This is a genomic window from Flavobacterium anhuiense, from assembly GCF_004151235.1.
Classification (GTDB): domain Bacteria; phylum Bacteroidota; class Bacteroidia; order Flavobacteriales; family Flavobacteriaceae; genus Flavobacterium; species Flavobacterium anhuiense_A.
In genome coordinates this window covers 225,973-251,503 of the sequence record NZ_JUIV01000005.1, presented here as the reverse complement: position 1 = coordinate 251,503, position 25,531 = coordinate 225,973, and the positions used below count along the sequence as shown (strand labels likewise).

The window sequence follows — 25,531 nt, the reverse complement described above, 5'->3', positions numbered from 1 at the left end:
ATGAACTTATTCAACGTTTACCCATTATACGACATAACTCCAGTAAAAGCAGTAGATTGTACAATTATTGACGATAAAGGAGTAGAATATTTAGATTTATACAGCGGACACGGTGTGATTTCTATCGGACACACACAGCCAGATTATGTAGCAAAACTTAAAAATCAAATCGATCATTTAGGTTTTTATTCAAATGCGATTCAGAATCCTTTGCAGGTTGAATTGGCACAGAAATTAGGAAAACTTTCTGGTCTTGAAGATTACGAATTGTTTTTATGCAGTTCTGGAGCTGAAGCAAACGAAAATGCTTTAAAATTAGCTTCTTTCCATAACGGAAAATCAAGAGTTGTCGCTTTTGATAATTCTTTCCACGGAAGAACTTCTGCAGCGGTTGCGGTTACAGACAATAAAAAGATTGTTGCGCCAATTAATGCACAGCAAGAAGTTACTTTTTTACCTTTAAACCAAATCGAATTGGTTGAAGCTGAATTAGCTAAAGGAGATGTTACAGCAGTAATTATAGAAGGAATTCAAGGAGTTGGAGGTTTAGACCAAGGAACAACTGAATTTTTTCAGGCTTTAGAAAAAGCATGTAAAAAACACGATGTTGTTTTGATTTTAGATGAAGTACAATCTGGATACGGAAGAAGCGGAAAATTCTTCGCTTTCCAACACCACGGAATCAATGCTGATATCATTTCAGTTGCAAAAGGAATGGGGAATGGATTTCCTGTTGGAGCGATTTTAATCTCTCCAAAATTCGAAGCAAGTTTCGGATTATTAGGAACAACTTTCGGCGGAAGCCACTTGTCTTGTGCAGCAGGAATTGCAGTTTTAGATGTAATTGAAAAACTAAATTTACAAAAAAATGTAAATGAAGTTTATGAATATTTCTTAGAGAAAATCAAAGAAGTTGAAGGAATCAAACAAGTAAAAGGAAAAGGCTTGATGCTTGGAGTAGAGTTTGATTTTGATGTAGCAGCTTTAAGAAAGAAATTAATTATTGAAAAACACATTTTTACAGGTAGTGCAAACAATAAAAATTTATTAAGAATTTTACCGCCTTTGACTGTGAAAAAAGCAGATATAGATACGTTTGTAAAAGCTTTAAAAGAAAGTTTAGAAGAATTAAAAAACTAAACATAATACTATTATCCTAACAGGTTTCCAAAACCTATTAGGTATTAATAAGTTTCTATAAAAAGAAACAACCAAAAAACAACCAACCCACTTGAAATTATGAAACCATTATCAATTGAAACACGCAATGCGGTTTTGCGGACTATGGCAAAGCTGGTTGAGCAGGAGCGGAATGAGATAATCCTAACCAATCAGGAAGATCTCGCCGATTATGACGGCTCAGATTTAGCGATGGAAGAACGCTTAAAAGTAGATGATAAAAAAGTCGACGAGATGATTTTATCATTAAATCAACTAGCATCTCAAGATGATCCCGTTGGTGTCGAGCGTTTTCATTTTACTCATGATAATGGAATAAAAGTGGTAAATAAAACCGCCGCTTTCGGAACGATTTTAATTATTTATGAATCTCGTCCAGATGTTACAATCGAAGCGGGCGGAATCGCTTTTAAATCTGGAAATAAGATTTTATTAAAAGGCGGAAAAGAGTCTTTAAAATCAAACTTGAAAATCGTAAGTCTTTGGCACAAAGCTTTAGAAGAAAACGGAGTTTCAAAAGACTGGGTGGAATATCTGAATTATAACAGAACAGAAACACAGGCTTTTTTAGAAAAACCAACTCAAAAAGTCGATTTAATTGTTCCAAGAGGAGGCGAAAAACTAATTGAATTTGTAAAAGCGCATGCCACTTGTCCTGTAATCGTAAGCGGACGTGGGAATAATTTTGTTTACGTTCATGAAGATGCAGATACAGATTTGGCTTTAAAAGTAATTTTAAATGCTAAAACAGCTAAAATTTCGGCTTGTAATGCACTAGATAAAGTTTTGATCAGTTCTAAGCTTCCAAATTTTGAAGGTTTTACAGCAATGTTAATCGAAGCTTTAGTAGAATCAAAAGTGGAAGTTATTGTAGATAAATCATTAGCAAATTTCGAAAATACTAAAACACTTCAAAATGAAGATATTTGGTACGAAGAGTTTTTAGATTATAAAATCGTAATTGGAACCATTGATTCTCAAGATCACGCCATTGATATGATTAATAAATACTGCGGAGGACATTCTGCAGCAATTATTACCAGAGATGACGAAACCGCACAGCAGTTTATGGAATCAATTGATGCCGCAGCAGTTTACCAAAATGCTTCAACCCGTTTTACAGACGGCGGAGAATTTGGTTTAGGAGGAGAATTAGCGATAAGTACTGATAAATTGCATCAACGCGGACCAATTGGTTTGCAGCATTTGGTAACAAACAAATGGTACGTGTACGGAGAAGGACAGATTAGGTAATTGAGATAATGTGAAAATTGAGGTAATTAGATAATTAGAAAATTCTAAGAAGAAAAGCTTAGAATCTCAGCATCTTAGAGCCTTAGCACCTTTTAAAGAAATGGCAAAAAAACGGATTTTATTAAAAATAGGAAGTAATACTTTAACCAAAGAAACCAATCATATTTCGCGGGGAAAGATTGAAGACCTAGGAGTACAGATTGCAGCTTTAAATGACGAATACGAATTTATCATAGTAAGTTCAGGAGCAATTGCAGCTGCAAAGCAATTTGTAAAGCTGGATAATCAAGATAAAGATGTTTTTGTAAAGCAGGCTTTGGCTTCAATTGGACAGCCGCATTTAATGCGGATTTACAATGAAAACTTTAAAGATTTAGGATTAAATACTTCGCAGTGTTTACTTTCTTATTCTGATTTCGAAAAAGAACAGACCAAAAAAAACATTGTAAATACCATTAATGTATTGGTTAAAAACAATTACATTCCGATTATCAATGAAAATGATACCGTTGCCACAGATGAGATTCGGTTTGGAGATAACGACAAATTAGCGGCTTTAACAGCGGTTCTTTTAAATGTTGATATTCTGATAATTGCGACCAATACAAATGGAATTTATACAAAGAATTCGATTCACGATGAAGTTCCGGAAACAATCAAATTGGTAAATGATTTAAAATCGCTCGAAAAAGAAATTGGTGAATCAAAATCATCACATGGAACAGGAGGAATGCAATCTAAAATAGAAGCAGCTGCAATTTCAAAAGCAGCCAACATCGAAACCTGGATCGTAAATGGATTGAATGATAATTTTATTTTAAAGGCGTTGAAGGATGAGATTCCTTTTACGAAAATCGTTTAACTGTTTAATCGTTAATTCGGTTAATCGATTAGAAAATGAACATAAAAAAGCAAAAGGATAAAGTTAGATTTGTTTAAGCAACAAAACAATTAAACAAATCAACGATTAACCGATTAAACAAAAAAACAAATGAACTATATTTCAATAAAAGACATCAACTCATTATCAAAATGGGTAAAACAAGCGATTAAAATCAAAAAGAATCCGCTTAAAAATCAGAGTTTAGGAAAGAATAAAACTCTTGGAATGTTATTCTTTAATCCGAGTTTGAGAACGCGTTTAAGTACTCAAAAAGCGGCAATGAACTTAGGAATGAACGTTATGGTAATGAACTTTACCAATGAAGGATGGACATTGGAGTTCGAAGATGGAGCAGTTATGAATTCTGGCGCTTCAGAACATATTAAAGAAGCTGCAGAAGTAGTTTCGCAATATTGTGATATTATTGCCATTCGTGCTTTTGCAGGTTTGGTTGATAAAGAAAAAGATTATCAGGAAACTGTAATTTCAGGATTCTTGAAATATGCTACAGTGCCAATTGTAAATATGGAAAGCGCTATTCGTCACCCATTACAATCGTTGGCAGATGCAATTACAATGGAAGAATTCAAACCTAGACACAAAAACAAACCAAAAGTGGTTCTTTCTTGGGCGCCGCATCCAAAAGCGTTGCCTCAAGCAGTTGCCAATTCATTCGTAGAAATGATGCAAATGCAAAAGGATATGGATTTTGTAATCACGCACCCAGAAGGTTATGAGCTAAGTCCAGAAATCACAAAAGACTGTACAATCGAGTACGATCAAGATAAAGCTTTCGAAAATGCTGATTTCGTTTACGTAAAAAACTGGAGTAATTTCAACGATTACGGAAAAGTAACCAACAGCGATCCAAATTGGACGGTTACAGCCGAGAAAATGGCTTTAACCAACAACGGAAAATTTATGCACTGTCTTCCAGTTCGTCGTAACGTAATTGTAAGCGACGAAGTTTTAGACGGAGAAAATTCAATCGTAATCGAGCAGGCAAATAATAGAACCTATTCAGCACAATTAGTTTTACAAAAGATTCTTAAGAAAATATAATTTTTGAAGTTGCTAAGATTCTAAGCTACTAAGATGCTAAGAAACTTTGCGCAGAAAAAAACTTAGTATCTTAGAATCTCAGAACCTTAGAATCTTATGAAGAAAGTTACCGTAATAAAAATAGGTGGAAACATCATCGACAATCCAGCAGAATTAGAACAATTTATAACCGATTTTTCTAAAATTGAAGGCTATAAAGTTTTAGTTCATGGCGGTGGAAAATCGGCTACAAAAATGGCTCAGAGTATTGGATTAGTTCCACAAATGATTGATGGACGCCGAATTACAGATGCTCCAATGCTTGATGTTGTCGTGATGATTTATGCAGGACAAATCAATAAACATATTGTGGCGCAATTGCAGGCAAAAGATAATAACGCAATTGGTTTTTCTGGAGCTGACGGAAATTTAATTCAGTCAATAAAAAGAAATCACCCAACAATCGATTACGGATTTGTAGGCGATGTAAAACAAGTCAACACCAAATTACTGGCAACTTTATTAGAAGCTGGAGTTGTTCCTGTTTTCTGTGCAATTACACACGATAAAAACGGGCAATTATTAAATACAAATGCAGATACAATTGCAAGCGAATTGTCAATCGCTTTATCTGAAGTTTTTGATGTAACGTTGACTTATTGTTTTGAAAAACAAGGTGTTTTGATGGATTCAGAAGACGATTCATCTGTAATTACAGAAATCAACGAGACATTATATAACAAACTAAAAGAAGAAAAAGTAATTCATTCAGGAATGATTCCAAAATTGGATAACTGTTTTAATAGTTTATCAAGAGGTGTGCAGAAAATCAAAATAGGTCATCACAGAATGCTCCAAAATTCAAATATTCCGCATACAACGATTACATTATAAAAAATGTTGCCACAAATTGACTTTGATTTTTGCTGTTAAAAGAGAAAATAATTTTAGAGAAACATTAAAAAGTTCATTTTGATTTTAAATCTACAACAAAAAAATAATGTTTGGAAATCCGTGTAATTAGTGGCAAAAAAATAGAGCGCGCGAGGTATTTTAAATAAATTTGCGCAAGTAAAAATGGTCAAAGGAAAGCTTAAAAACTTTGTTGCTTTGTCCCTTTGAGCCTTTGAACCTTATTAAAATGAAAAATATAGATACGCTTACCCAGGAAGCAATTAGTTTATTAAAAAGCTTAATCGAAACCCCTTCATTTTCAAGTGAAGAAGATCAGACAGCTCTTTTAATCGAAAATTGGTTCAATCAGAATGAAATTCCATTCAAGAGAGAAAATAACAATGTGTGGGCTTTCAACAAATATTTCGACGAAAATAAACCAACACTTTTACTAAATTCACATCACGATACCGTTCGCCCAAATCAAGCGTATACCAACGATCCGTTTAAAGCAATTGAAAAAGACGGAAAACTATTTGGTTTAGGAAGTAATGATGCAGGAGGATGCCTGGTTTCATTATTGGCAACTTTTGTACATTTTTATGAAAATCAAAATCTTTCTCACAATATTGTAATTGTGGCTTCCGCCGAAGAAGAAAGCAGTGGGAAAAATGGTTTAAACAGTGTTTTAAAGCATTTGCCAGAATTAGACTGTGCAATTGTTGGAGAACCGACTTTAATGCAATTGGCAGTTGCAGAAAAAGGACTTTTAGTTTTAGATGTAAAAGTAAAAGGAACTGCAAGCCACGCCGCACACCAAAACGATGATAATGCATTATACAAATCGATTCCAGTAATGGAATGGTTTAAAAACTATAAATTCGACAAAATCTCAGATGTTTTAGGTCCTGTAAAAATGACTGTAACGCAAATCAATGCAGGAAAACAGCACAATGTAGTGCCATCAGAATGTGATTTGGTAGTTGATATTCGTGTAACAGACCGTTATACCAATGCTGAAATTTTGGAAGTGGTAAAAGCAAACGTAAATGCCGAAGTAACACCAAGATCAATGCACTTAAATTCATCGTCTATTCCAATCGAGCACGGTTTGGTTCAGGCAGGAATTGCTTTAGGAAGAACAACTTATGGTTCGCCAACACTTTCAGACCAATCGGTTTTAAGCTGTCAGTCTTTGAAACTTGGGCCAGGAGAAACATTGCGTTCGCATTCAGCAGACGAATTTATTTTTGTAAATGAAATTGTAGAAGGAGTCGACCTGTATATAAAAATACTAACGGGTTTCTTTAAATTATAATAATATCGAAGTCAAACCTAACAGGTTTTAAAAACCTGTTAGGTTTCTTCCGAAACATAAAATGACCTATGAAACTTTGGGAAAAAGGAATACCAACAGATAAACAAATTGAACAATTTACAGTTGGAAACGACCGTGAACTGGATTTAGTTTTAGCAAAATACGATGCATTAGGCTCAATTGCTCATGCTAAAATGCTTGGGCAGATTGGTTTGTTGACGCAGGAAGAAACAACCTCTTTGGTTGATGCTTTAAACGAAATCATTGCAGATATCGTAGTGGGTAATTTCGAAATCGAAGATAGTTTCGAAGATGTACATTCTAAAATTGAATATCTTCTAACTGTAAAATTAGGCGATGCAGGAAAGAAAATCCACACCGCGCGTTCTCGTAACGATCAGGTTCTAGTAGATGTTCATTTGTATTTAAAAGACGAGTTAAAAGCGATAAAAGAGCAGGTTAAAACGCTTTTTGACTTGCTGATGGAATCGGCGGAAAAACATCAAAATGTTTTATTGCCAGGATATACGCATTTGCAAATTGCAATGCCATCATCTTTCGGAATGTGGTTTTCTGCTTACGCCGAAAGTTTGATTGACGATATTACAATGTTGAATGCCGCTTCAAAAATTGTAGATCAGAATCCGTTAGGTTCTGCAGCAGGTTACGGAAGCTCATTTCCAATCAACAGAACATTTACAACACAAGAATTAGGTTTTGAAACTTTAAAATACAATGCTGTTGCCGCACAAATGAGCCGCGGAAAAGCAGAAAAAACAGTTGCTTTTGCAATGACAAGCGTTGCAGGAACGTTATCAAAATTTGCAATGGACGTTTGTTTGTACATGAGCCAGAATTTTGATTTTATTGGTCTTCCGGCGCATCTTACAACAGGTTCGAGTATTATGCCTCATAAAAAGAACCCTGATGTTTTCGAATTAATCAGAGGAAAATGCAATAAGATTCAGGCGCTTCCTTACGAAATCACTTTAATCACAAATAATCTTCCAAGCGGATACCACAGAGATTTACAGCTTTTGAAAGAAGGTTTATTTCCAGCAATTCAGAACTTGAAAGCTTGTTTGGATATTGCAATCTTTTCTATAAAAGATATCACGGTAAAAGATCATATTTTAGAAGATAAAAAATACGATTATTTGTTTACGGTTGATACTTTAAACGAAATGGTAGTGGCTGGAATGCCGTTTAGAGATGCGTACAAAGCTGTTGCTGAACAATTGGAATCGGGAACATATAAATCTCCAAAAGCAACAAAACACACGCACGAAGGAAGTATCAATAATTTATGCTTAGATGCGATTAAAGATAAAATGAAGGCGGCTTTTTAGTTTTGTTAAATGTGAAAAGTAAGCTGTAAAATGTAGAAAGGTCATTGATTTGTTTCAATGACCTTTTGCTTTATACAAGAATTAGTTTTTTACTAATTTAAATGTTTTGCTTCGATTGTCTATTTGTACTTTACAGACATAAATGCCTTTTGCAAGATTTCCGACGTTTAATTCTAATTTTTCGTCAGGAGAAACGTTTTTGGAATGCGAATATACTTTTGAACCATTTGAAGAAAACAAATTTACTTCAGCTAAACCATTATCGGAACTTGAAAAATCAATATTCAAAAGACGATTTATAACTGATGGATAATACTTCAAATCCAAATTATTTGCATTGTCATTAAGTCCTAAATTGTTACAGCTTGTAGAAAGAACGCCTTGAGCAGTAACCTGAAGCGTTGCTCCGGCTCCGCATGAAGCATTTGAAATATATCCCGCAACATTCCCGATTGGCAGAACGCTATATGCATAAGAAGGTTTTGTTACTGTTGTTCCAGAATTTGTTGGGGCATTCAAACAATCTGTAAAAGCAATTCCGATTGTTCCGCCATCAGTGCTTATATAATTTTTAAAAGCTGTTCCTATTTTAGCAAAATCAGTTCCTTCAACATAGCAAGTTGTATTGTTGCTTCCGCCACCTAAACCAATTGCAAGCGAACCAGAAACAGAAGTGTTATAATAGCAGTTTAAAATGTGAAGTTCAGCATTTCTTGCTCTTGGCATTCTTTCTTTACAGCCTTCAGCCCAATAGCAATTTTTAAAAGTAATGCTGTAATGGCCATCAGATGGTGCGTCAGTTTTAGAAGAACCAACCAAATCAGAAAAGCGATGATCATCGGCTCCGCCAGAACCTCCAGCTTTTGGAGCTTTCAAATAGGTAAATTTGCACCAAGAAACCGTTACGTTATCAGCAGCACCTTTATTGTCAAAATTGCCGTCCATTCCGTCTTGAAATTCGCAATGGTCTACCCAGAGATTAGTGGCTTCTGAAGTAAGATTGTCACGCCCATCAACATCATATGCGCCCGGACCTTCAAAAATTAAATTTCTTATGATAATGTTATTAGAACTAGGTTTTAAACTTAAAATTCCTGAACCAGCGGCTGTTTGATCGAGATTAACCAAACGCGCACCAGGAAGGCCAATTACTGTTTTATCATTTACTTGCAGACTGGTGTATGTGCAATTTATAGTTCCCGAAACTAGAATAACTTGCGGAGTACTTAGTTTTAGTTTTGCAGTCAAATCAGCTAGAGTGGTAACTGTAACAGGAGTTGCACTTCCACCGCCAGTTGCAGAAGCTCCGAAACCTTCTGGAGTGCTCATGAAATAATTTTGAGCAAACAGAAAGGAGCAAGGCAGAAACAATGCTAATAAAATAAGTTTTGCTTTCATTTTTAAGTGTTGGTTTTTTGTGGTTTAATAGTCAAATGTAATCGATTGCACAAATGTAAAAGAATTAAAATAATTTCAAATTAATTTATCAATTTTTTGTGTTTTAAAGGTTTGATTTTTAAAATTATAAATGTTGTTTTTAAGTTTATAATATTCAAATAAACTGAAGATATGTTTATAAAAAAACAGTAAAGGTTGTTATGTAAAAGCAGAAAATTCATGCTAAATACATATATTTGATGTAACAGTTTAAAACGTACCAATGGAAAAATTTAAAGATCAGTCTGCTCTCCATCTTTTTGAGAAAGGTTTAATAACTGAAAATCAGTTTGAAGAAGTAAAAACCTATCGAAATTTAAATATCTTTTCTTTAAATGCAGAATTAAAGTTATTCCTTTATTTATCAGTATTATTATTTACTTCAGGAATTGGAATTTTGATTTATGAAAATATTGATACCATAGGTCATATAGCCATTCTATCATTGCTTTTAATTGTGATTGCGGTTTGCTTTTTTTATTGTTTCAAACATTCCAAAGGTTTTCAGAAATCAGAAACAACATTTGAACATCCTGTTTTAGAATATCTGGTTTTGGCGGGAAATATTCTAACCTGTATTTTCATTGGGTATCTCCAATTTCAATATAAACCCTTTGGAGAGCATTACGGTTTGGCTACTTTAGTACCAACCATTGTTAGTTTCTTTTGCGCATATTATTTTGATAATCGAAGCGTTTTAACTATTGCCATTACTGGTTTGGCGGCTTATGTGGGACTTTCAGTTACGCCACAAGACATATTTAATGATAGCAATAATTTGTATGCAAGCCAAAGTTTAAGCTATTCAGCAATAATGTTAGGAATTTTATTGGTTTTATGGACAATTTACAGCCTAAGAATTTCTCTTAAAACTCATTTTAGTTTGGTTTTTCACACTTTTGCATTGCATATTGTAAGTATTGCGACAATTAGTAATCTAACAGGTTATGATACTTTAACATGGATAATTTTTGCTATAATTTTAGCTAGCTCAACGTATTATTTTTATAAAGCCAGTTACCAGTATAAAGCAATGTCTCTATATGTATTTATGATTGTTTACGCTTATATCGGCGGAAACATTGTTTTGTTCAGAATTTTTGAAAATGTTGATTTCTCTGATATTTGGGAATTACTTATTTTCTTGTTGCCAGCTTACTTTGTTGGCTCAATTATAATGTTCATTAAACTAATTAAAAACTTCCATAAAGAAATCGTAGAATGATAGTATACAACAAACAATTATTGGATAATGAAGTTTTAGTTGATGAAGCGGATGCTTTATTTAAAGGAGGTTTTATAAGTAAAGAGCAGAAGAAATTTATAGAGAAAGAACTTCCAGTTTTAAAAAGCCAGAAAAATATCCTTGTTAGAATAGGTTTCTTTTTGCTTGGCTGTTTATTATTTGGTTCAATTTGTGGAGCAATTTCTTTGTTTGGGCTAAGCGCTGAGAATACATTTTTTAAAATCTGCTGTTATATTTTTGCTGTAGTTGGATTTGCAGGAGTAGAATTGCTTGCCAATCAGGAGTATCATAATCACGGTTTAGACGATGCTTTTATTTTGAATGCGCTTTTATGCTTAGGAGCAGCAATAGGAATAACAACGGAAGGTTACGAAATGGTAATTGCTTTTTTTGTAGCAGTTGGAGCGCTTTTTATCTTTCTAAGGTATTTGCATGTAATTTCAATGCTTGTGTTCTGCCTTTCTGCAACGGCATTTTTGTTTTTTGGAATGTTTGAATTTGGAGATATCGGAAAAGCTATTTTACCATTTACAGCAATGTTTTTTGCTGGAGTTTTTTACTTTTTGACGAAAAAAATGATGAATCATCTGAACGAAAGGTATTATTACAACGGACTATTATTGGCAAATAGTTTTTGCCTAGTTTTATTTTATCTTTCTTGTAATTATTTGGTTGTTAGAGAACTTTCGGCAGAACTTTTAGGAGCAGAAGTAAAACCAGGAACAGATATTCCGTTTGCATTTTTCTTTTATGCTTTCACTTTTATAGTGCCAGTGCTTTATTTGGTTCAAGCTTTAAAAACAAAAGACAGAATTATGCTTTGGCTCAGCTTTTTGGCTATTGCATTTTCAATTTATACCATTCGATTTTATCATTCGGTTTTACCGATTGAGGTTGCACTTACACTTGGCGGTATAGTTTTATTTGCAATTGCTTATTTCTCAATTAAAAAATTAAAAGAAAAAGAAAGCGGTTTGACCTTTAAACCAGATAGAATCAATCATTCGGATAGTTTATTAAATGCTGAAGCTTTAGTCGTGGCTTCAACTTTCGGAATGAAACCAGAAGTCAAAACAGATTCTCCAATGGAATTTGGAGGAGGAGGGTTCAGCGGTGGCGGATCAGAAGGAACTTTTTAAATTGTTTAGCCACAGATTATATAGATTAAAATGATTTTCTATCTTGGTTAAATCGCCACGAATTCACGAATTTAAAATTTCAAAGATTATCAAAAAATAATTCGTGAATTCGTGGCGAAAAAAAATCTTTTTAATCTATATAATCTATGGCAAAAAAAATCATACTTTGCTTTTCAATGCCTCGGCATCAATATCACTATGCGAAACATCGTAAACTGCTTTTCCGTTTTTGATTAAAATCAATTGAGGCGATTCGTGATACACTCCAAATCGGCTGGCGATTTCATTTGAAATATCTCTGTGTGCGATTAAATCTAAAAAATACGCATCAACAACTCCTTCAAGATCAAATTCTCTTTCAAATTGTTTTAAAGCCATACGGCTAATGCTGCATCTTGTGCTATGTTTGAAAATTACAACTGGTCTTTCTTGAGAAATGGCTTCAATTTCCATTAATTGAAGCATATCGGTTAATTCTGTCCAGTTTACTTTACTTTTTGCGGCTTCTGAGTTCTCTGAACTTCCGAAGATTGAATTAAAAAAACTCATATTTGGTTTGTTTTATGACGTTTTGACGTTCTTAACTGAGAAAAACTCAATTTTTACTGTCATTTTGTCTGTTTTTTTACTGTGGAATATAATTTGTCTATTTCAATGCAAAGTTAAATTATTTGGGTTAAAAAAGTACCTCAATAAATCGTAACTTTAATCTTATAAAATGTCAAACAAATAAAATCAATCAAAAACGTAAAAATATGAATATAAATAAGTTTACTATTAAATCGCAGGAAGCCATTCAGCTGTCTCAACAGTTAGCACAGCGTAATGGCCAGCAGCAAATTGAAAATGAACACATTTTCAAAGCTATTTTTGAAGTTGATGAAAACGTGGCGCCATTTATCTTGAAAAAACTAAATGTAAATGTGCCTTTGTTTTTACAAATTTTAGACAGTACCATTCAGAGTTTTCCAAAAGTTTCTGGAGGAGATGTTATGCTTTCCAGAGATGCTAATAAAGCTTTGAATGAAGCTGAAATTATCGCACAAAAAATGAACGATGAATATGTTTCGATCGAACATTTAATTTTAGCCATTTTTGACTCAAAAAGTAAAGTTTCTCAGATTTTGAAAGATCAGGGAGTTACAGGAAAAGGTTTGAAAGCTGCTATTGAAGAATTAAGAAAAGGCGAAAGAGTAACTTCGGCTTCAGCAGAAGAAACCTATAATTCGCTTAATAAATACGCTAAAAACTTAAACGAATTAGCAAGAACAGGAAAACTAGATCCAGTTATTGGGCGTGACGAAGAAATTCGACGTGTTTTGCAGATTCTGACTCGTAGAACAAAAAACAACCCAATGCTTATTGGTGAGCCTGGAGTTGGTAAAACTGCAATTGCAGAAGGTTTAGCGCACAGAATTGTGGACGGAGACGTTCCTGAAAACTTAAAAGAAAAAATCGTTTTCTCATTAGATATGGGAGCTTTGATTGCCGGAGCGAAATACAAAGGAGAATTCGAAGAACGTTTAAAATCGGTTGTAAAAGAAGTTACAGCAGCAGAAGGCGACATCGTTTTGTTTATTGATGAAATTCATACGCTTGTTGGAGCGGGTGGAGGTGAAGGCGCAATGGACGCTGCAAACATCTTGAAACCAGCTTTAGCGCGTGGAGAGCTGAGAGCAATTGGTGCTACAACTTTAGATGAATATCAAAAATATTTTGAAAAAGATAAAGCGCTTGAAAGACGTTTCCAAAAAGTCTTAATTGACGAGCCAGATACAGAAAGCGCGATTTCGATTCTTCGTGGAATTAAAGAAAAGTACGAAACGCATCATAAAGTTCAGATTAAAGACGAAGCGATTATCGCGGCTGTTGAGCTTTCGCAAAGATATATTACGAATCGTTTCTTGCCAGATAAAGCAATCGACTTAATGGACGAAGCGGCTTCTAAACTGCGTATGGAAATCAATTCAAAACCAGAAGAATTAGATGTTTTGGATCGTAAAATCATGCAGTTGGAAATCGAAATTGAAGCCATAAAACGTGAAAAAGAAGAAAGCAAACTGAAAATTTTAGGTATGGAATTGGCCAACCTGAAAGAAGAGCGCAACGAAATCTATGCAAAATGGAAACAAGAAAAAGATATCGTTGACGGAATTCAGGCTGTAAAACACGAAATTGAAGACTTTAAATACGAAGCAGAACGTGCAGAACGTGATGGAGATTACGGAAAAGTAGCTGAAATCCGTTACGGAAAAATAAAAGAAGCACAGGAACGCCAAGAGACTTTGCAGAAACAATTGCTAGAATTCCAATCTGGAAATTCTTTAATCAAAGAAGAAGTTACCAGAGAAGATATTGCAGAAGTTGTCGCAAAATGGACAGGAATTCCAGTAACGAAAATGCTTCAGACAGAAAGAGAAAAACTACTACATCTTGAAGATGAATTGCACAAACGTGTGGTAGGGCAGGAAGAAGCGATAGAGGCAGTGAGTGATGCTGTTCGAAGAAGCCGTGCCGGTTTACAGGATATGAAAAAACCAGTTGGAACTTTCCTATTCTTAGGAACAACTGGAGTAGGTAAAACGGAATTGGCAAAAGCTTTGGCCGAATATCTTTTTGACGATGAAAATGCCATGACTCGTATTGATATGAGTGAATACCAAGAACGTCACAGTGTAAGCCGTTTGGTTGGTGCGCCTCCAGGATATGTAGGTTATGATGAAGGAGGTCAGCTGACAGAAGCAGTTCGTAGAAAACCATATTCTGTTATTTTGTTAGATGAGATCGAAAAAGCGCATCCAGATACTTTCAATATTTTGTTGCAAGTTCTTGATGAAGGTAGATTGACAGATAACAAAGGGCGTTTGGCCGATTTCAAAAACACGATTATTATTATGACCTCTAACATGGGAAGTCAGATCATTCAGGAAAAATTTGAAAATTTAAAAGGTGGAGTTGAAGCAGCAACAGAAGCAGCTAAAAACGAAGTTTTAGGATTGTTAAAACAAACAGTTCGTCCTGAGTTTATAAATCGTATTGACGAAATCGTAATGTTTACACCGCTTACAGCTGACAATATTTCAAGAATTGTAAGCTTGCAATTAAAAGGTGTTACCAAAATGCTGGCGCAACAAGGAATTACAATGGATGCAACTCCAGAAGCAATTGCTTACTTGTCAGACAAAGGATATGATCCTCAATTTGGAGCCAGACCTGTAAAACGTGTTGTTCAGAGAGAAGTTTTAAATCAATTGTCAAAAGAAATTTTGGCTGGAAACATTACAACAGACAGCATCATTTTATTAGATGCTTTCGACGGCAAATTGGTTTTTAGAAACCAGACAGTTAAATAATTATTTTTGTTTAGTTAATCTTGAAAAAGCATCAGTGTTAAAAAGCTGGTGCTTTTTTTTGCCGTGAATTCTGAAACTTTTTGTTCAATTCTTATAACAATAAATTTTGAAGAAATATTCAATTTTAAGTTTATTAAAATCAGCAAATTATTAATTTAAAAATTAAAGTCATGAACAATATTTTCAGAGGATTATTAGCAGGATATGGCGCTAAAAAGTTAGGTGGAGGCTGTTTCGGAACTATTATAGTTTTTATTATTCTTTGGGTTCTTTTAGGGCAATGCAATTAAAAATCCTATACAGAAAAATACGAATAAAAAGATAAATTTTGATGCAATATTATTGGGCGGATTAAGTCAAAATGTCTAGATTCGCATCACTAAAAATAAATTTAAAAAATGGGTTCAGGTTTTTTCGCACTATTAGATGATATCGCAGCAATTATGGATGATGTTGCAGTAATGAGCAAAGTTGCAGCAAAAAAAACAGCAGGAATTTTGGGTGACGATTTAGCGGTAAATGCCGAAAAAGCTTCAGGATTTGCGTCATCGAGAGAGCTTCCGGTTTTATGGGCAATCAGTAAAGGTTCGCTATTAAACAAAATCATTATTCTTCCAATTGCGTTTTTGTTAAGTGCATTTTTTCCGATTGCTATTATGGTAATTTTAGTTTTGGGAGGATTGTTTTTAGCTTATGAAGGTGCCGAGAAAATCTACGAATTTATAGTTCCTCACACACACGAAGAATCGGAAGGAATAACTGATGAAGTACTTACTGAAGAAGAAATTTTAGTAATTGAAAAAGACAAAGTTAAATCGGCAATTGTAACTGATTTTATTCTTTCTGTAGAAATTGTAATCATTGCTTTAGGAACAGTGATTGGGAAACCATTATTATCGCAAATCATTACTGTTTCTATTATTGCAGTTATTGCTACGGTTGGAGTTTACGGAATTGTAGCACTTATTGTTCGTATGGATGAAGTAGGATTTAAAATGATCCAACACAGTAAAAAAGAAAAAAGTCTATTAAAAAGCATTGGAAATATTTTGGTTCAAGCTCTTCCAAAAGTAATCAAAGCGCTAACTGTTATCGGAACCATTGCCTTGATTTTAGTTGCAGGTGGACTATTTGTTCACAACATTGAATTTTTTCACCATCTATTGCCAAACTTTCCTTCAATTGTAAAAGAATTTGCAATCGGACTTATAATTGGTTTTATCGTTTTAGGAATTGTAAATCTCTTCAAAAAGATTTTTCAAAAGAAGACAGCTTAATTCACTTAAAAAAAAATATACTAAAGAAAACATCAGTTAACGCTGGTGTTTTTTTTGTTTTTTAGAAGCAGAAAAATCATTTTTAAAAGAAAGTCCAGTCCCGCTATCCACTATATTTTTTGTTGTGAACCCCACAACAAAAAGATACCGTTTCTATCGGGGCTATTCCAGAAAGTTTTTGTTTTTATAGGAAATAACGGTATTTTTTAAATATTTTTTTATTATATAAATTATTGATTTTTAACAGATTAATTCTAGGTTTGAATTTTTTAACATTTCTTCTAAGCAACCTTTGCAACTAAGCCATGTCTTCATAGTAATTAACAATTAATTATTATTTTATATGAAAAGTTTTAGATTAAAAACAGTTTTAGTAGTATTATTTTTATCAATTTGGTTTATTTCATGTAGTAACGACGATGATAAGGATCAAACGCCAGCTCCAACTACAAAAGCAGCTTTAGTGACAGAAATTAAAGGACCAGCAACAGGAAAAGTTAATGATGAACTAAGCTACGATGTAACATATACAGTTGATAATGCTTGTGCAGAATTTGATAAGATTTCAGAAGTAACCATTGGATCTGTAAAAGGTTTACAAGTAATTGCAAAATATCCTTCACAAGTTTGCACGCAGCAAGTACCAGAACCGAAAAAGACTGTTTACAAATTCAAGTCTGCTACAAAAGGAACTTTCGAAATTAAATTCAAGAAATCAGAAACTGAATTCTTAACTCAGAAGGTTGTGATCGAATAACAGCTTGTTTAGCTGATATTTTTTTAGGTTGAAAACCATTTTACAGAGATTTGAATCAATGTAAAATGGTTTTTGTTTTTGCATTAAATTAGGTAGAATTCTAAACTTTGGCATTCCTTTAAAATTTACTACTTTTGCACTCTAAATTTTATGTCATGGCGAAAAGAAAGTATAAAATATCGGTTATTCAGTTGAACCTGAATGATGTTGCCGAAAATAATCTTAAAAAATGTATCAGCTGGGTAAGAGACGCTGCAAGTCAAGGTGCAGAAGTTATCTTATTACCTGAATTATATAGCAGTCATTATTTTTGTCAAAGTGAAGACGTAGAGAATTTTGCATTAGCAGAACCACTTTACAGCACTTCATTTATCGCATTCAGCGAATTGGCAAAAGAATTAGGAGTAGTAATTATTGTTCCTTTCTTCGAGAAAAGAATGGCTGGAATCTACCATAACAGTGCTTATATCATTGATACTGATGGAACTGAAGCTGGTTTGTATCGTAAAATGCATATTCCAGATGATCCTCATTTCTATGAAAAATTCTATTTCACGCCAGGTGATTTAGGTTTCCAAGCGATTGAAACTAAAAAAGGAACTGTTGGAACTTTAATCTGCTGGGATCAATGGTATCCGGAAGCAGCTAGAATTACAGCGCTTAAAGGAGCAGAAGTTTTATTCTATCCAACAGCTATTGGATGGCATCCAAAAGAAAAAGAACAATACGGAGAAAATCAATACGGCGCTTGGATGAACGTGATGAAAGGACATGCAGTAGCAAATGGTGTTTTTGTAGCAGCAGCTAACCGAATTGGTTTAGAAAAATATATTGATGGAACAGAAGGAATCCAATTCTGGGGAGCTTCTTTTATCGCTGGACCGCAGGGAGAAATTTTAGCTCAAGCTTCACATGATAAAGAAGAAATTTTAATTGCTGAGGTTGACTTAGATCTTCAAGAAAATGTACGTCAGAACTGGCCATTCTTCAGAGATAGAAGAATTGATGCTTTTGGAGATATTACAAAAAGAGCAATCGATAAATAATCAATTTATCTAAAATATAAAAAAAGGACAAAAATTCACATTTTGTCCTTTTTTTATGGAAGCTTCGAAGAAGCTAAATATTTATAGCATTTCAATAAGACAAATGGAAAAGCTCGGGAGGAGCGACATATATAAGTTTCAAAAGAGCATTTCTCTCCGCCGGAGCTTTATATTATAAACATTTGCCATTTGCTATAAATATTTAACTTCTTCGAGGCTTTATAATTAGTATTCAAAATTTAGTCTTTTAAACTCTTTTTTTATAAACAAAAAGGAGCCATTCAATTGAATAGCTCCTTTTATTGTTTTTAGCTTTATATATAGATTACTTCACTTGGAAAGTAACTCGTCTCACGATTTGACGTGCTTCTTTAGAATTTTTGTTAACTGAAGTATCTTCTCCATTAGCAATTACATTCAATCTTGAAGCATCAATTCCTGCATTTACTGCTACTTTTTTCACAGCTTCAGCTCTTTTTCTAGACAATTCAGTGTTGTAGTCTGAATTTCCAATTTCATCAGCATAACCAATAATATCTGCTGATTTTCCAGGATTATTTTTCAAGTATTTCACCAAGAAATCAACACCAGATAAAGAAGCGTTTGTAGGTTTAGACGAATTGAAGTCGAAGTAAACATTTACATAACCACCGTTGATTAGTTCCTCAACAGTATTGTTTGTAGCTGTTCCAGCTCCTTTTTTCTCGTAAGTTTTGTCTAAGTAGCTTTCTAACTCATCTGGAACACCATTTTGATTGGTGTCAATAGATTGTCCTTTTGTGTTAACAGCAACTCCTGCAATAGAATTTGGTTCTAAATCGTATAAATCAGCAACTCCATCTTTGTCTGAATCTATAAGACCAGTTTCGATTAAGTCGACTCTTTTTTCCAATTCGCTAATTCTATCTTCTTCGCCAACCCAGTCAGCATGTTTCTGGTTTTTGCCTAAGTAGAACGTTAAACCTACAGAAGCATTTAATAAAACGCCATCAAAAGAACCTGTGGTTGTATTACCCATTCCGTCGAAATTCCAGTTTTGTCTTCCGTTAACAATTCCGGTAAGATCTCCTGTTAAAGCTACTCGGTCACTTAATCTAATTTGTCCAGTTAAACCTGCAATTCCGTGTGCCATGTAATCCTGACCTCCAAATCCAGTTTCAGTGCTAATTTGAGAAACTCCAAAACCACCATGAGCTAAAAGTCCAATTGTGTTTGTCCATGTTTCAAAATTTAAAGCGCGTCCAACATTGATAACTCCTTGTAAACTTGCTCTAACATAACGGCTTTCAAAATCTGGAGTATTTTTTTTCTCTTTAAATTGGTCATAACCAACATCCAATTTTACACCAAACTTTGGACTAAACATATATCTTACACCCAAATCTCCGTGGAAAAAGTTTAATGATTCTGTTGTATAACCTGGAGTCATTGTTCTGGTTGGTTTGTTAACCCCGCCATTCAGTTCGATCGACCATTTGTTGTATTCTTGATCTACACTAGGTTTGGTAGAAGTGGTAGCCATATTTTGAGCGCCTGCAGCAAATGATAGTAATAATAAGGATACTGATACTAATTTCTTTTTCATGATATCAAAAATTAAATTGTTTTTATTTTAAACTCTGAAACAAAATTAGAGGTCGAATTTTAGAATGTGTTGTATATGCCCTTACATAATTCCCATATTTTGGCTTTTAATTGTGTAAATCCGTTAAAATAAGTTTAATAGAAGACATAAAAAAAGGACAAAATTCACATTTTGCCCTTTTTGCTATCCTAAAAAGAGTTATTATTTTAAATCTGGCTGATAAATTTTAACAGATCCGTCTCCCTCGCTGCTTACCACTAACAAGCTTCTTTTTGTAGGGCTTTTTGAAGCCGGAATAAAAAGAATACCTTCTGGAGCATCACCTGTTTTTACGGTTTGTAAATATTGAGGTGAAGTTGGATTTGTAGCATCATAAACCATAAAAGCATCAGATCTTTCTAAACCAACAAATAGAATGTTTTGGCTTCCCATTTTTGCAGATACGACAGCTTCTGGTTCAGAACCTTTGTCGTCACTTCTTTTATCGTCATATGTGCCAATCTCGTTCGTCTTTTTATCAACATCATTTTTACTGTCAAAAACGATTTTTCCTGTGTTTCCATTCCAGATTGAAAAAGATCTTCCTCCAAAACTCACCATTTGATCCAAATCTCCATCTCCGTCAGTATCTCCCATATCGGTAACAAGATTTAATCTTCCTAAATTGGTGTCTAATTTTAAAGTAGCTGCATCTGGAAAAGCTGTTGCATCTAGTGTCATGCTTTTCATACGCTTTACATCAGTATAAGCAGTATATTCTCTAGCATCCCCTTCGTTTGCAGTAACAAAATAAGGAGTATTGTTTACTGTAAAATGACTGATAGCATCTGGCATATAAAGCCCTTTTACTTTCCAAGGATTAAAGGCAATTTTGCTATCGCTATCGCTTACATCAATTGCGTTTTCAGCTGTGTTGTAGTCTTTTAATCCTAAAGGATAAATAGCAGTAATCGTTTTAGAAGTTAAATCAACTTTTGCAACGCCATTATTTTCCTGTAAGGTTACCCAAGCAGTTTTAGAATCGTCAGAAATGGTAATGTATTCTGGTTCGATATCTTGAGCAAAACTAGTTTTTGCAAATTTTGAAATTCTGAATCCGTCTTTTTTTAAAGCTTCTGCTTGACCAGCAAATGAAGCAAAATCTAAAGTTGTTACATTATAAGAGCTTGTTTCAATAATAGAAACAGTTCCGTTTGGATCTTGCGAGTAATCTGCATTTGGCTCACCTTCATTTGCTGTCATGATATATTTCCCGTCTGGAGAAAAAGTAATCATATCAGGCAATGCTCCAACGGTAACTTGTTTGATTAAGCTATAGTCAGAAGTATTAAAAACAACTACTTTTCCGTTTCCTTGTTTGTTTACACTAGATTCTAAAGCTACAGCCAACTTTCCGTCAAAAACAGAAACGCTGTTTGCAGCACCTTCGTAAGACGCTAAATCAATTTTTCCGATTTTAAGTGGTTTTGTAGGGTCTGTGATATCAATAACATCAATCTGGTTTACACCGCTGTTGTTTACAGTAAATAGGCGCTTTGTTTTTTCGCAGTAAGCAGAAATCTCAGCAGCAGCTTCTCCACCAATGGTAATAGAACCAATTTCTTTAAAAGTTCCGGGATTTTCGTTTGCAACAACTTCAGGTTCGCTTTTCGAGTTTTCATCATTGTTACAGCTTGCTAATATGAATAGCGCTGCTAATAATGAGATTGATAAATTTTTCATGTGTTAGTTTTTAGTTTTGGCAAAAGTAATTCTGAGGTCTCTGTTAAATATTAAGGCTGTATTATTTAATCTTTAACTTAAATTTTGCAGGATAAATTTTGTGAAATCATGAGGAATTTTAATCAGATGTTTTATAATCCTAACGAATGCTTATCTTTGCACTTTCTAAATTAGAACCTATTTATGTCAACAAATAATAGAAGATTTCCAGCAGAATGGGAAAAACAGCAAGGAATTGTATTGTGCTTTCCGCATAATGGTAATGATTGGCCAGGAAAATACGAAGCAGTTCAATGGGCTTTTGTAGAATTTATAAAAAAAGTAGCCACTTTTGAAACTGTTTTTTTGGTTGTAGCCGACGAAAAACTAAAAGAAAAAGTTGCTGATATGCTTGAAAGAGCTCGTGTAAATCTTAAAAATGTTTCTTATATCATTCATAAAACCAACAGAAGCTGGATGCGTGACTCAGGACCAATTATTGTGAAAAATGGTTCGAAAAGAGAAGCATTAAATTTCAATTTTAACGGTTGGGCGAAATATAAAAATTATCAATTAGATAAATTTGTTCCAGGTAAAGTGGCCGATTTTATTGATGTGCCGCTAACGCAGGTAATGTACAAAGGAAAACCCGTAATTGTTGAAGGTGGGGCGATTGATGTAAACGGAAAAGGAACTTTATTGACTTCTGAAGAATGCTTAATGCATCCAACAATTCAGGTTCGTAACGCTGGCTTTACCAAAGAAGATTACGAAGCAGTTTTTAAAGAATATCTTGGGGTTACCAATGTAATTTGGTTAGGTGATGGAATAGAAGGAGATGATACGCACGGACATATCGACGATTTATGTCGATTTGTCAATGAAGATACGATTGTAACAATTGTAGAAACAGATAAAAACGATTCAAATTACAAACCTTTGCAGGATAATTTGAAACGTCTGCAAAACGCAAAATTAGAAAACGGAAAATCTCCTGTGATTGTGGCACTTCCAATGCCAAAACGTGTAGATTTTGAAGATTTAAGATTGCCAGCAAGTTATGCTAATTTCTTGATTTTGAATAATTGTGTTTTAGTGCCAACATTCAACGATAGTAATGATCGTGTAGCTTTAAATATTTTAGCAGAATGTTTCCCAGATAGAGAGGTAATCGGTATCAGCTGTATTGATTTCATCTGGGGATTTGGAACATTACATTGTTTAAGTCAGCAGATTCCTGCATAAAAATAGTAGCCGCAGATTATAAAGTAATCGTTTTGATTTTTTTAATCTGTGATAAAATGATCAGATATTCAGAGACTTTCTTATAATATTTAAGCTGTCACCAAAAGTGGCAGCTTTTTTTGTTGTATATTTAACAGACAGATTTGCCGCGTGTCCCAACATCCTTCTTATATTCGTATGTTCAACAATGCAGAAATGCAGATTTAATTTTATATGAAGAAAATATTTTTTATTCTTTCCGTGCTTTCTTCAGGAGTTCTATTTTCACAGTCTGAGTCGCAGGAAAAAAATGAGCTTACATTTGCTACCTACAATGTAAGTATGGAATCTGATAATTATTCTCCCAAAGGCGCAATGGGAAAATCTGAGCAGATATTGATTAAGCAGCTTAGTTCAGGAAATAATACTCAAATCAGAAATATTGCCCAGATTATTCAGACCGTTAGGCCAGATGTTATTCTGTTAAACGAATTTGATTATATTAAAGATCCTGAACTTGGTGTAAAGGCGTTTATAAAAAATTATTTGAATGTGAGCCAAGGCGAAGCAACAGCTATCGATTATCCTTACTACTATTATTCAACAGTGAATACGGGTCAGCCAAGTCCTTACGATTTGAACAATGACGGAAAGTTGGATAATTTTGGAAATGATGCATGGGCGTTTGGTATGTATCCCGGGCAATATGGAATGATGTTTTTGTCTAAATATCCTATTGATGTTAAGGCAGTTCGCACTTTTCAGCATTTTAAATGGAAAGATATGCCAGGAGCATTGATTACAAAAAAAACAGATGGATCGGATTGGTACAGTAAGAAAGCATGGAAGGAATTTCCGTTATCTTCAAAATCGCATTGGGATGTTCCTGTACAGATTGGCAATAAAATAGTTCATGTTTTAGTCAGTCATCCAACTCCTCCTACTTTTGATGGTGCTGAAGATCGAAACGGAAAAAGAAATCATGATGAAATCCGATTCTGGAGAGATTATATTTCAGACAACTCGGCTTCGTATATTTATGATGATAAAGGAGTAAAAGGTGGTTTGTCTCCAAATTCTCGATTTGTAATATTGGGCGATCAAAACGCTTCGCCGGTTGAGGGAGACGCCATTAGAGAAGGCATAAAATTCTTAATAGAAAGTCCGAAAATTAATAGCGACTTTACGCCTGCAAGTAAAGGTGGCGCAGAATTTAGTCCTAAAAATCCTTTTGGAGTTAATCATACTGCCTTTTGGAGAATGCGAGCTGATTATGTATTGCCGTCCAAACTTGGATTTAAGGTGGTCAATAGCGGTGTATTCTGGCCTGCAAAAGGACAGCCAATGTCGCAATTAGTTGAAAAACGTGAATCCAGCTCAGATCATCGTTTGGTTTGGGTAAAGGTGGTTTTATAATAAATAATTTTTTCCTTTCAATTTTAGTTTAATGTAAAAGCATAAAAAAACCTTGGCATTGCCAAGGTTTTTTATTTTTATTTATCTTCAGATGTTAAATCTGCTCTTCATTGTCTTGTAAATGGAGGTAACAATTGGCTAGAAACTTCTCCAAAACCAATTCTTACTTCGTTATTTTCACAGAAACCGCGAATAATTACAGTGTCATTATCTTCAATAAATTTACGTTCGCTTCCATCTTTCAATTTTAATGGATTTTTTCCTCCCCAAGTTAATTCCAGCATAGAACCAAAACTATCAGGAGTTGGACCAGAGATAGTCCCAGAACCCATCATATCGCCAGAATTTACACGACATCCGTTTGAGGTATGGTGTGTCAATTGCTGAGCCATAGACCAATACATATATTTAAAGTTCGATCTTGAAATAACAGTTTCTTCTTGATCTTCTGGTTGTAAAGAAACTTCCAAATGGATGTCAAAAGCTTTTTTGCCTTTTGTTTGTAAATAAGGAAGCGGCGAAGGATCTTGTTTTGGACCTTTTGTTCTGAAAGGCTCCAAAGCATCCATAGTTACAATCCAAGGAGAAATGGATGTGGCAAAGTTTTTAGCTAAAAATGGTCCAAGAGGCACATATTCCCATTTCTGAATATCGCGAGCACTCCAGTCATTTAGTAAAACCATTCCGAAAATATAGTCTTCAGCTTCATAAGTTGAAATATTCTCGCCCATTACATTCACATCTGTAGTGATAAAAGCAGTTTCCAATTCGAAATCTACTAAGCGTGAAGCACCAAAAACAGGAGTGTCATGACCAGCAGGCAGAGTTTGTCCCATTGGTCGGTGAACTGGAATTCCGGAAGGCACAATTGTAGAGCTTCTTCCGTGATATCCAACTGGAATATGAAGCCAGTTTGGCAATAACGCATTCTCAGGATCACGGAACATTTTACCTACGTTTGTAGCGTGTTCTCTACTTGAGTAAAAGTCAGTATAATCACCAATTAAAACAGGAAGTTGCATCTCTACATCTTCAATTTTAAATATAACAATATCTCGATGTTTTGTTGAATCTCTTAGTTGCGGATTGTTTTCGTCGAAAATATCTGCGATACGATTTCGAACCAAACGCCATGTTTTTTTTCCGTCAGAAATAAAATCATTCAGCGTATCCTGCATAAACATATCATCGGTTAATTCTATTCCTTCAAAATAGTTTAATTGCTGTAAAGCCCCTAAATCTATGGCATAATCGCCAATTCTCGTTCCTACTGTAACGACATTTTCTTTGGTAAGAAATACACCAAAAGGAATATTCTGAATAGGGAAGTCGCTATTTTGAGGCACTTCTAACCATGATTTTCTACTGGTATCGTTGGCGGTTATTGGCATGTTTAATGTTAATTGTTTGTTGAAAAATTACATGTCAAATA

At 34.3% G+C, this 25,531-nt stretch carries 20 protein-coding genes; 15 read left to right on the top strand and 5 right to left on the bottom strand.

From position 1 onward, the window contains the following. The 7 genes from NU08_RS09620 (at window position 1) to argH (ending at window position 7,918) form a co-directional block, all read left to right on the top strand. Window positions 1-1,140, top strand: coding sequence for an aspartate aminotransferase family protein (locus tag NU08_RS09620; RefSeq protein ID WP_129746918.1), 1,140 nt, complete (start codon window positions 1-3; stop codon window positions 1,138-1,140). 99 nt (window positions 1,141-1,239) lie between these two features. Beyond that, window positions 1,240-2,433, top strand: coding sequence for a glutamate-5-semialdehyde dehydrogenase (locus NU08_RS09615; RefSeq protein WP_242502522.1), 1,194 nt, complete (start codon window positions 1,240-1,242; stop codon window positions 2,431-2,433). Between the two features lie 100 nt (window positions 2,434-2,533). Continuing rightward, entirely contained in the window at window positions 2,534-3,295 is a 762-nt protein-coding gene (gene proB / locus NU08_RS09610; RefSeq protein WP_129746916.1) for a glutamate 5-kinase, read from the top strand. A 129-nt stretch (window positions 3,296-3,424) separates the two neighbouring features. Next, the gene (locus NU08_RS09605) at window positions 3,425-4,378 is read left to right on the top strand and encodes an N-acetylornithine carbamoyltransferase (RefSeq protein WP_129746915.1); all 954 of its coding nucleotides are present in this window, start codon (window positions 3,425-3,427) and stop codon (window positions 4,376-4,378) included. A gap of 96 nt (window positions 4,379-4,474) precedes the next feature. Then, on the top strand, window positions 4,475-5,251 hold the full coding sequence (gene argB / locus NU08_RS09600) for an acetylglutamate kinase (RefSeq protein ID WP_129746914.1): 777 nt from the start codon (window positions 4,475-4,477) through the stop codon (window positions 5,249-5,251). 247 nt (window positions 5,252-5,498) lie between these two features. Further along, window positions 5,499-6,569, top strand: a complete 1,071-nt coding sequence (locus NU08_RS09595) for a M20 family metallo-hydrolase (RefSeq protein ID WP_129746913.1) — start codon at window positions 5,499-5,501, stop codon at window positions 6,567-6,569. 68 nt (window positions 6,570-6,637) lie between these two features. Further along, window positions 6,638-7,918: an argininosuccinate lyase gene (gene argH, locus NU08_RS09590; RefSeq protein WP_129746912.1), complete on the top strand. Its 1,281-nt coding sequence runs from the start codon at window positions 6,638-6,640 to the stop codon at window positions 7,916-7,918. Between the two features lie 81 nt (window positions 7,919-7,999). Here argH and NU08_RS09585 read toward each other — a convergent pair whose 3' ends face one another. Then, window positions 8,000-9,316: a T9SS type A sorting domain-containing protein gene (locus NU08_RS09585; protein WP_129746911.1), complete on the bottom strand. Its 1,317-nt coding sequence runs from the start codon at window positions 9,314-9,316 to the stop codon at window positions 8,000-8,002. A gap of 262 nt (window positions 9,317-9,578) precedes the next feature. Between NU08_RS09585 and NU08_RS09580 the strand changes: the two genes are divergently transcribed. Together NU08_RS09580 and NU08_RS09575 are read left to right on the top strand one after the other, a co-directional pair. After that, on the top strand, window positions 9,579-10,580 hold the full coding sequence (locus NU08_RS09580) for a DUF2157 domain-containing protein (RefSeq protein ID WP_129746910.1): 1,002 nt from the start codon (window positions 9,579-9,581) through the stop codon (window positions 10,578-10,580). Further along, window positions 10,577-11,740 (top strand): hypothetical protein, encoded by a 1,164-nt coding sequence (locus tag NU08_RS09575; RefSeq protein ID WP_129746909.1) that lies wholly within the window; start codon window positions 10,577-10,579, stop codon window positions 11,738-11,740. Before NU08_RS09580 ends, NU08_RS09575 begins: the two co-directional genes overlap by 4 nt. Window positions 11,741-11,899: 159 nt before the next feature. Here the strand turns inward: NU08_RS09575 and ytxJ are convergent, their stop codons facing one another. Continuing rightward, complete coding sequence (gene ytxJ / locus NU08_RS09570; RefSeq protein ID WP_129746908.1) at window positions 11,900-12,289, bottom strand: bacillithiol system redox-active protein YtxJ; 390 nt, start codon at window positions 12,287-12,289, stop codon at window positions 11,900-11,902. A gap of 206 nt (window positions 12,290-12,495) precedes the next feature. Here ytxJ and clpB point away from each other — a divergent pair, with 206 nt between their 5' ends. From clpB to NU08_RS09550, 4 genes are all read left to right on the top strand, one after another. After that, the gene (gene clpB, locus NU08_RS09565) at window positions 12,496-15,093 is read left to right on the top strand and encodes an ATP-dependent chaperone ClpB (RefSeq protein ID WP_129746907.1); all 2,598 of its coding nucleotides are present in this window, start codon (window positions 12,496-12,498) and stop codon (window positions 15,091-15,093) included. A 398-nt stretch (window positions 15,094-15,491) separates the two neighbouring features. Next, on the top strand, window positions 15,492-16,370 hold the full coding sequence (locus tag NU08_RS09560) for a DUF808 domain-containing protein (protein ID WP_129746906.1): 879 nt from the start codon (window positions 15,492-15,494) through the stop codon (window positions 16,368-16,370). Between the two features lie 343 nt (window positions 16,371-16,713). After that, a complete protein-coding gene (locus tag NU08_RS09555; protein ID WP_129746905.1) occupies window positions 16,714-17,127 on the top strand; it encodes a hypothetical protein in 414 nt (137 codons plus the stop codon). 155 nt (window positions 17,128-17,282) lie between these two features. Further along, window positions 17,283-18,173 carry a carbon-nitrogen hydrolase gene (locus NU08_RS09550; protein WP_008463142.1) on the top strand — a complete coding sequence of 297 codons (891 nt, stop codon included), beginning with the start codon at window positions 17,283-17,285 and terminating at the stop codon, window positions 18,171-18,173. A 325-nt stretch (window positions 18,174-18,498) separates the two neighbouring features. Here NU08_RS09550 and NU08_RS09545 read toward each other — a convergent pair whose 3' ends face one another. Both NU08_RS09545 and NU08_RS09540 read right to left on the bottom strand, forming a co-directional pair. Continuing rightward, window positions 18,499-19,758: an OmpA family protein gene (locus tag NU08_RS09545; RefSeq protein WP_129746904.1), complete on the bottom strand. Its 1,260-nt coding sequence runs from the start codon at window positions 19,756-19,758 to the stop codon at window positions 18,499-18,501. Between the two features lie 201 nt (window positions 19,759-19,959). Next, window positions 19,960-21,480: a choice-of-anchor I family protein gene (locus NU08_RS09540; RefSeq protein ID WP_129746903.1), complete on the bottom strand. Its 1,521-nt coding sequence runs from the start codon at window positions 21,478-21,480 to the stop codon at window positions 19,960-19,962. 183 nt (window positions 21,481-21,663) lie between these two features. On the opposite strand from NU08_RS09540, the gene NU08_RS09535 reads away from it, so the two are divergent. After that, window positions 21,664-22,704: an agmatine/peptidylarginine deiminase gene (locus NU08_RS09535; protein ID WP_111369672.1), complete on the top strand. Its 1,041-nt coding sequence runs from the start codon at window positions 21,664-21,666 to the stop codon at window positions 22,702-22,704. 213 nt (window positions 22,705-22,917) lie between these two features. After that, window positions 22,918-24,099, top strand: a complete 1,182-nt coding sequence (locus NU08_RS09530; protein ID WP_129746902.1) for an endonuclease/exonuclease/phosphatase family protein — start codon at window positions 22,918-22,920, stop codon at window positions 24,097-24,099. Between the two features lie 107 nt (window positions 24,100-24,206). On the opposite strand, the gene fahA is transcribed toward NU08_RS09530, so the two are convergent. After that, on the bottom strand, window positions 24,207-25,490 hold the full coding sequence (fahA, locus tag NU08_RS09525; RefSeq protein WP_129746901.1) for a fumarylacetoacetase: 1,284 nt from the start codon (window positions 25,488-25,490) through the stop codon (window positions 24,207-24,209). Between the last annotated feature and the right edge of the window lie 41 nt (window positions 25,491-25,531).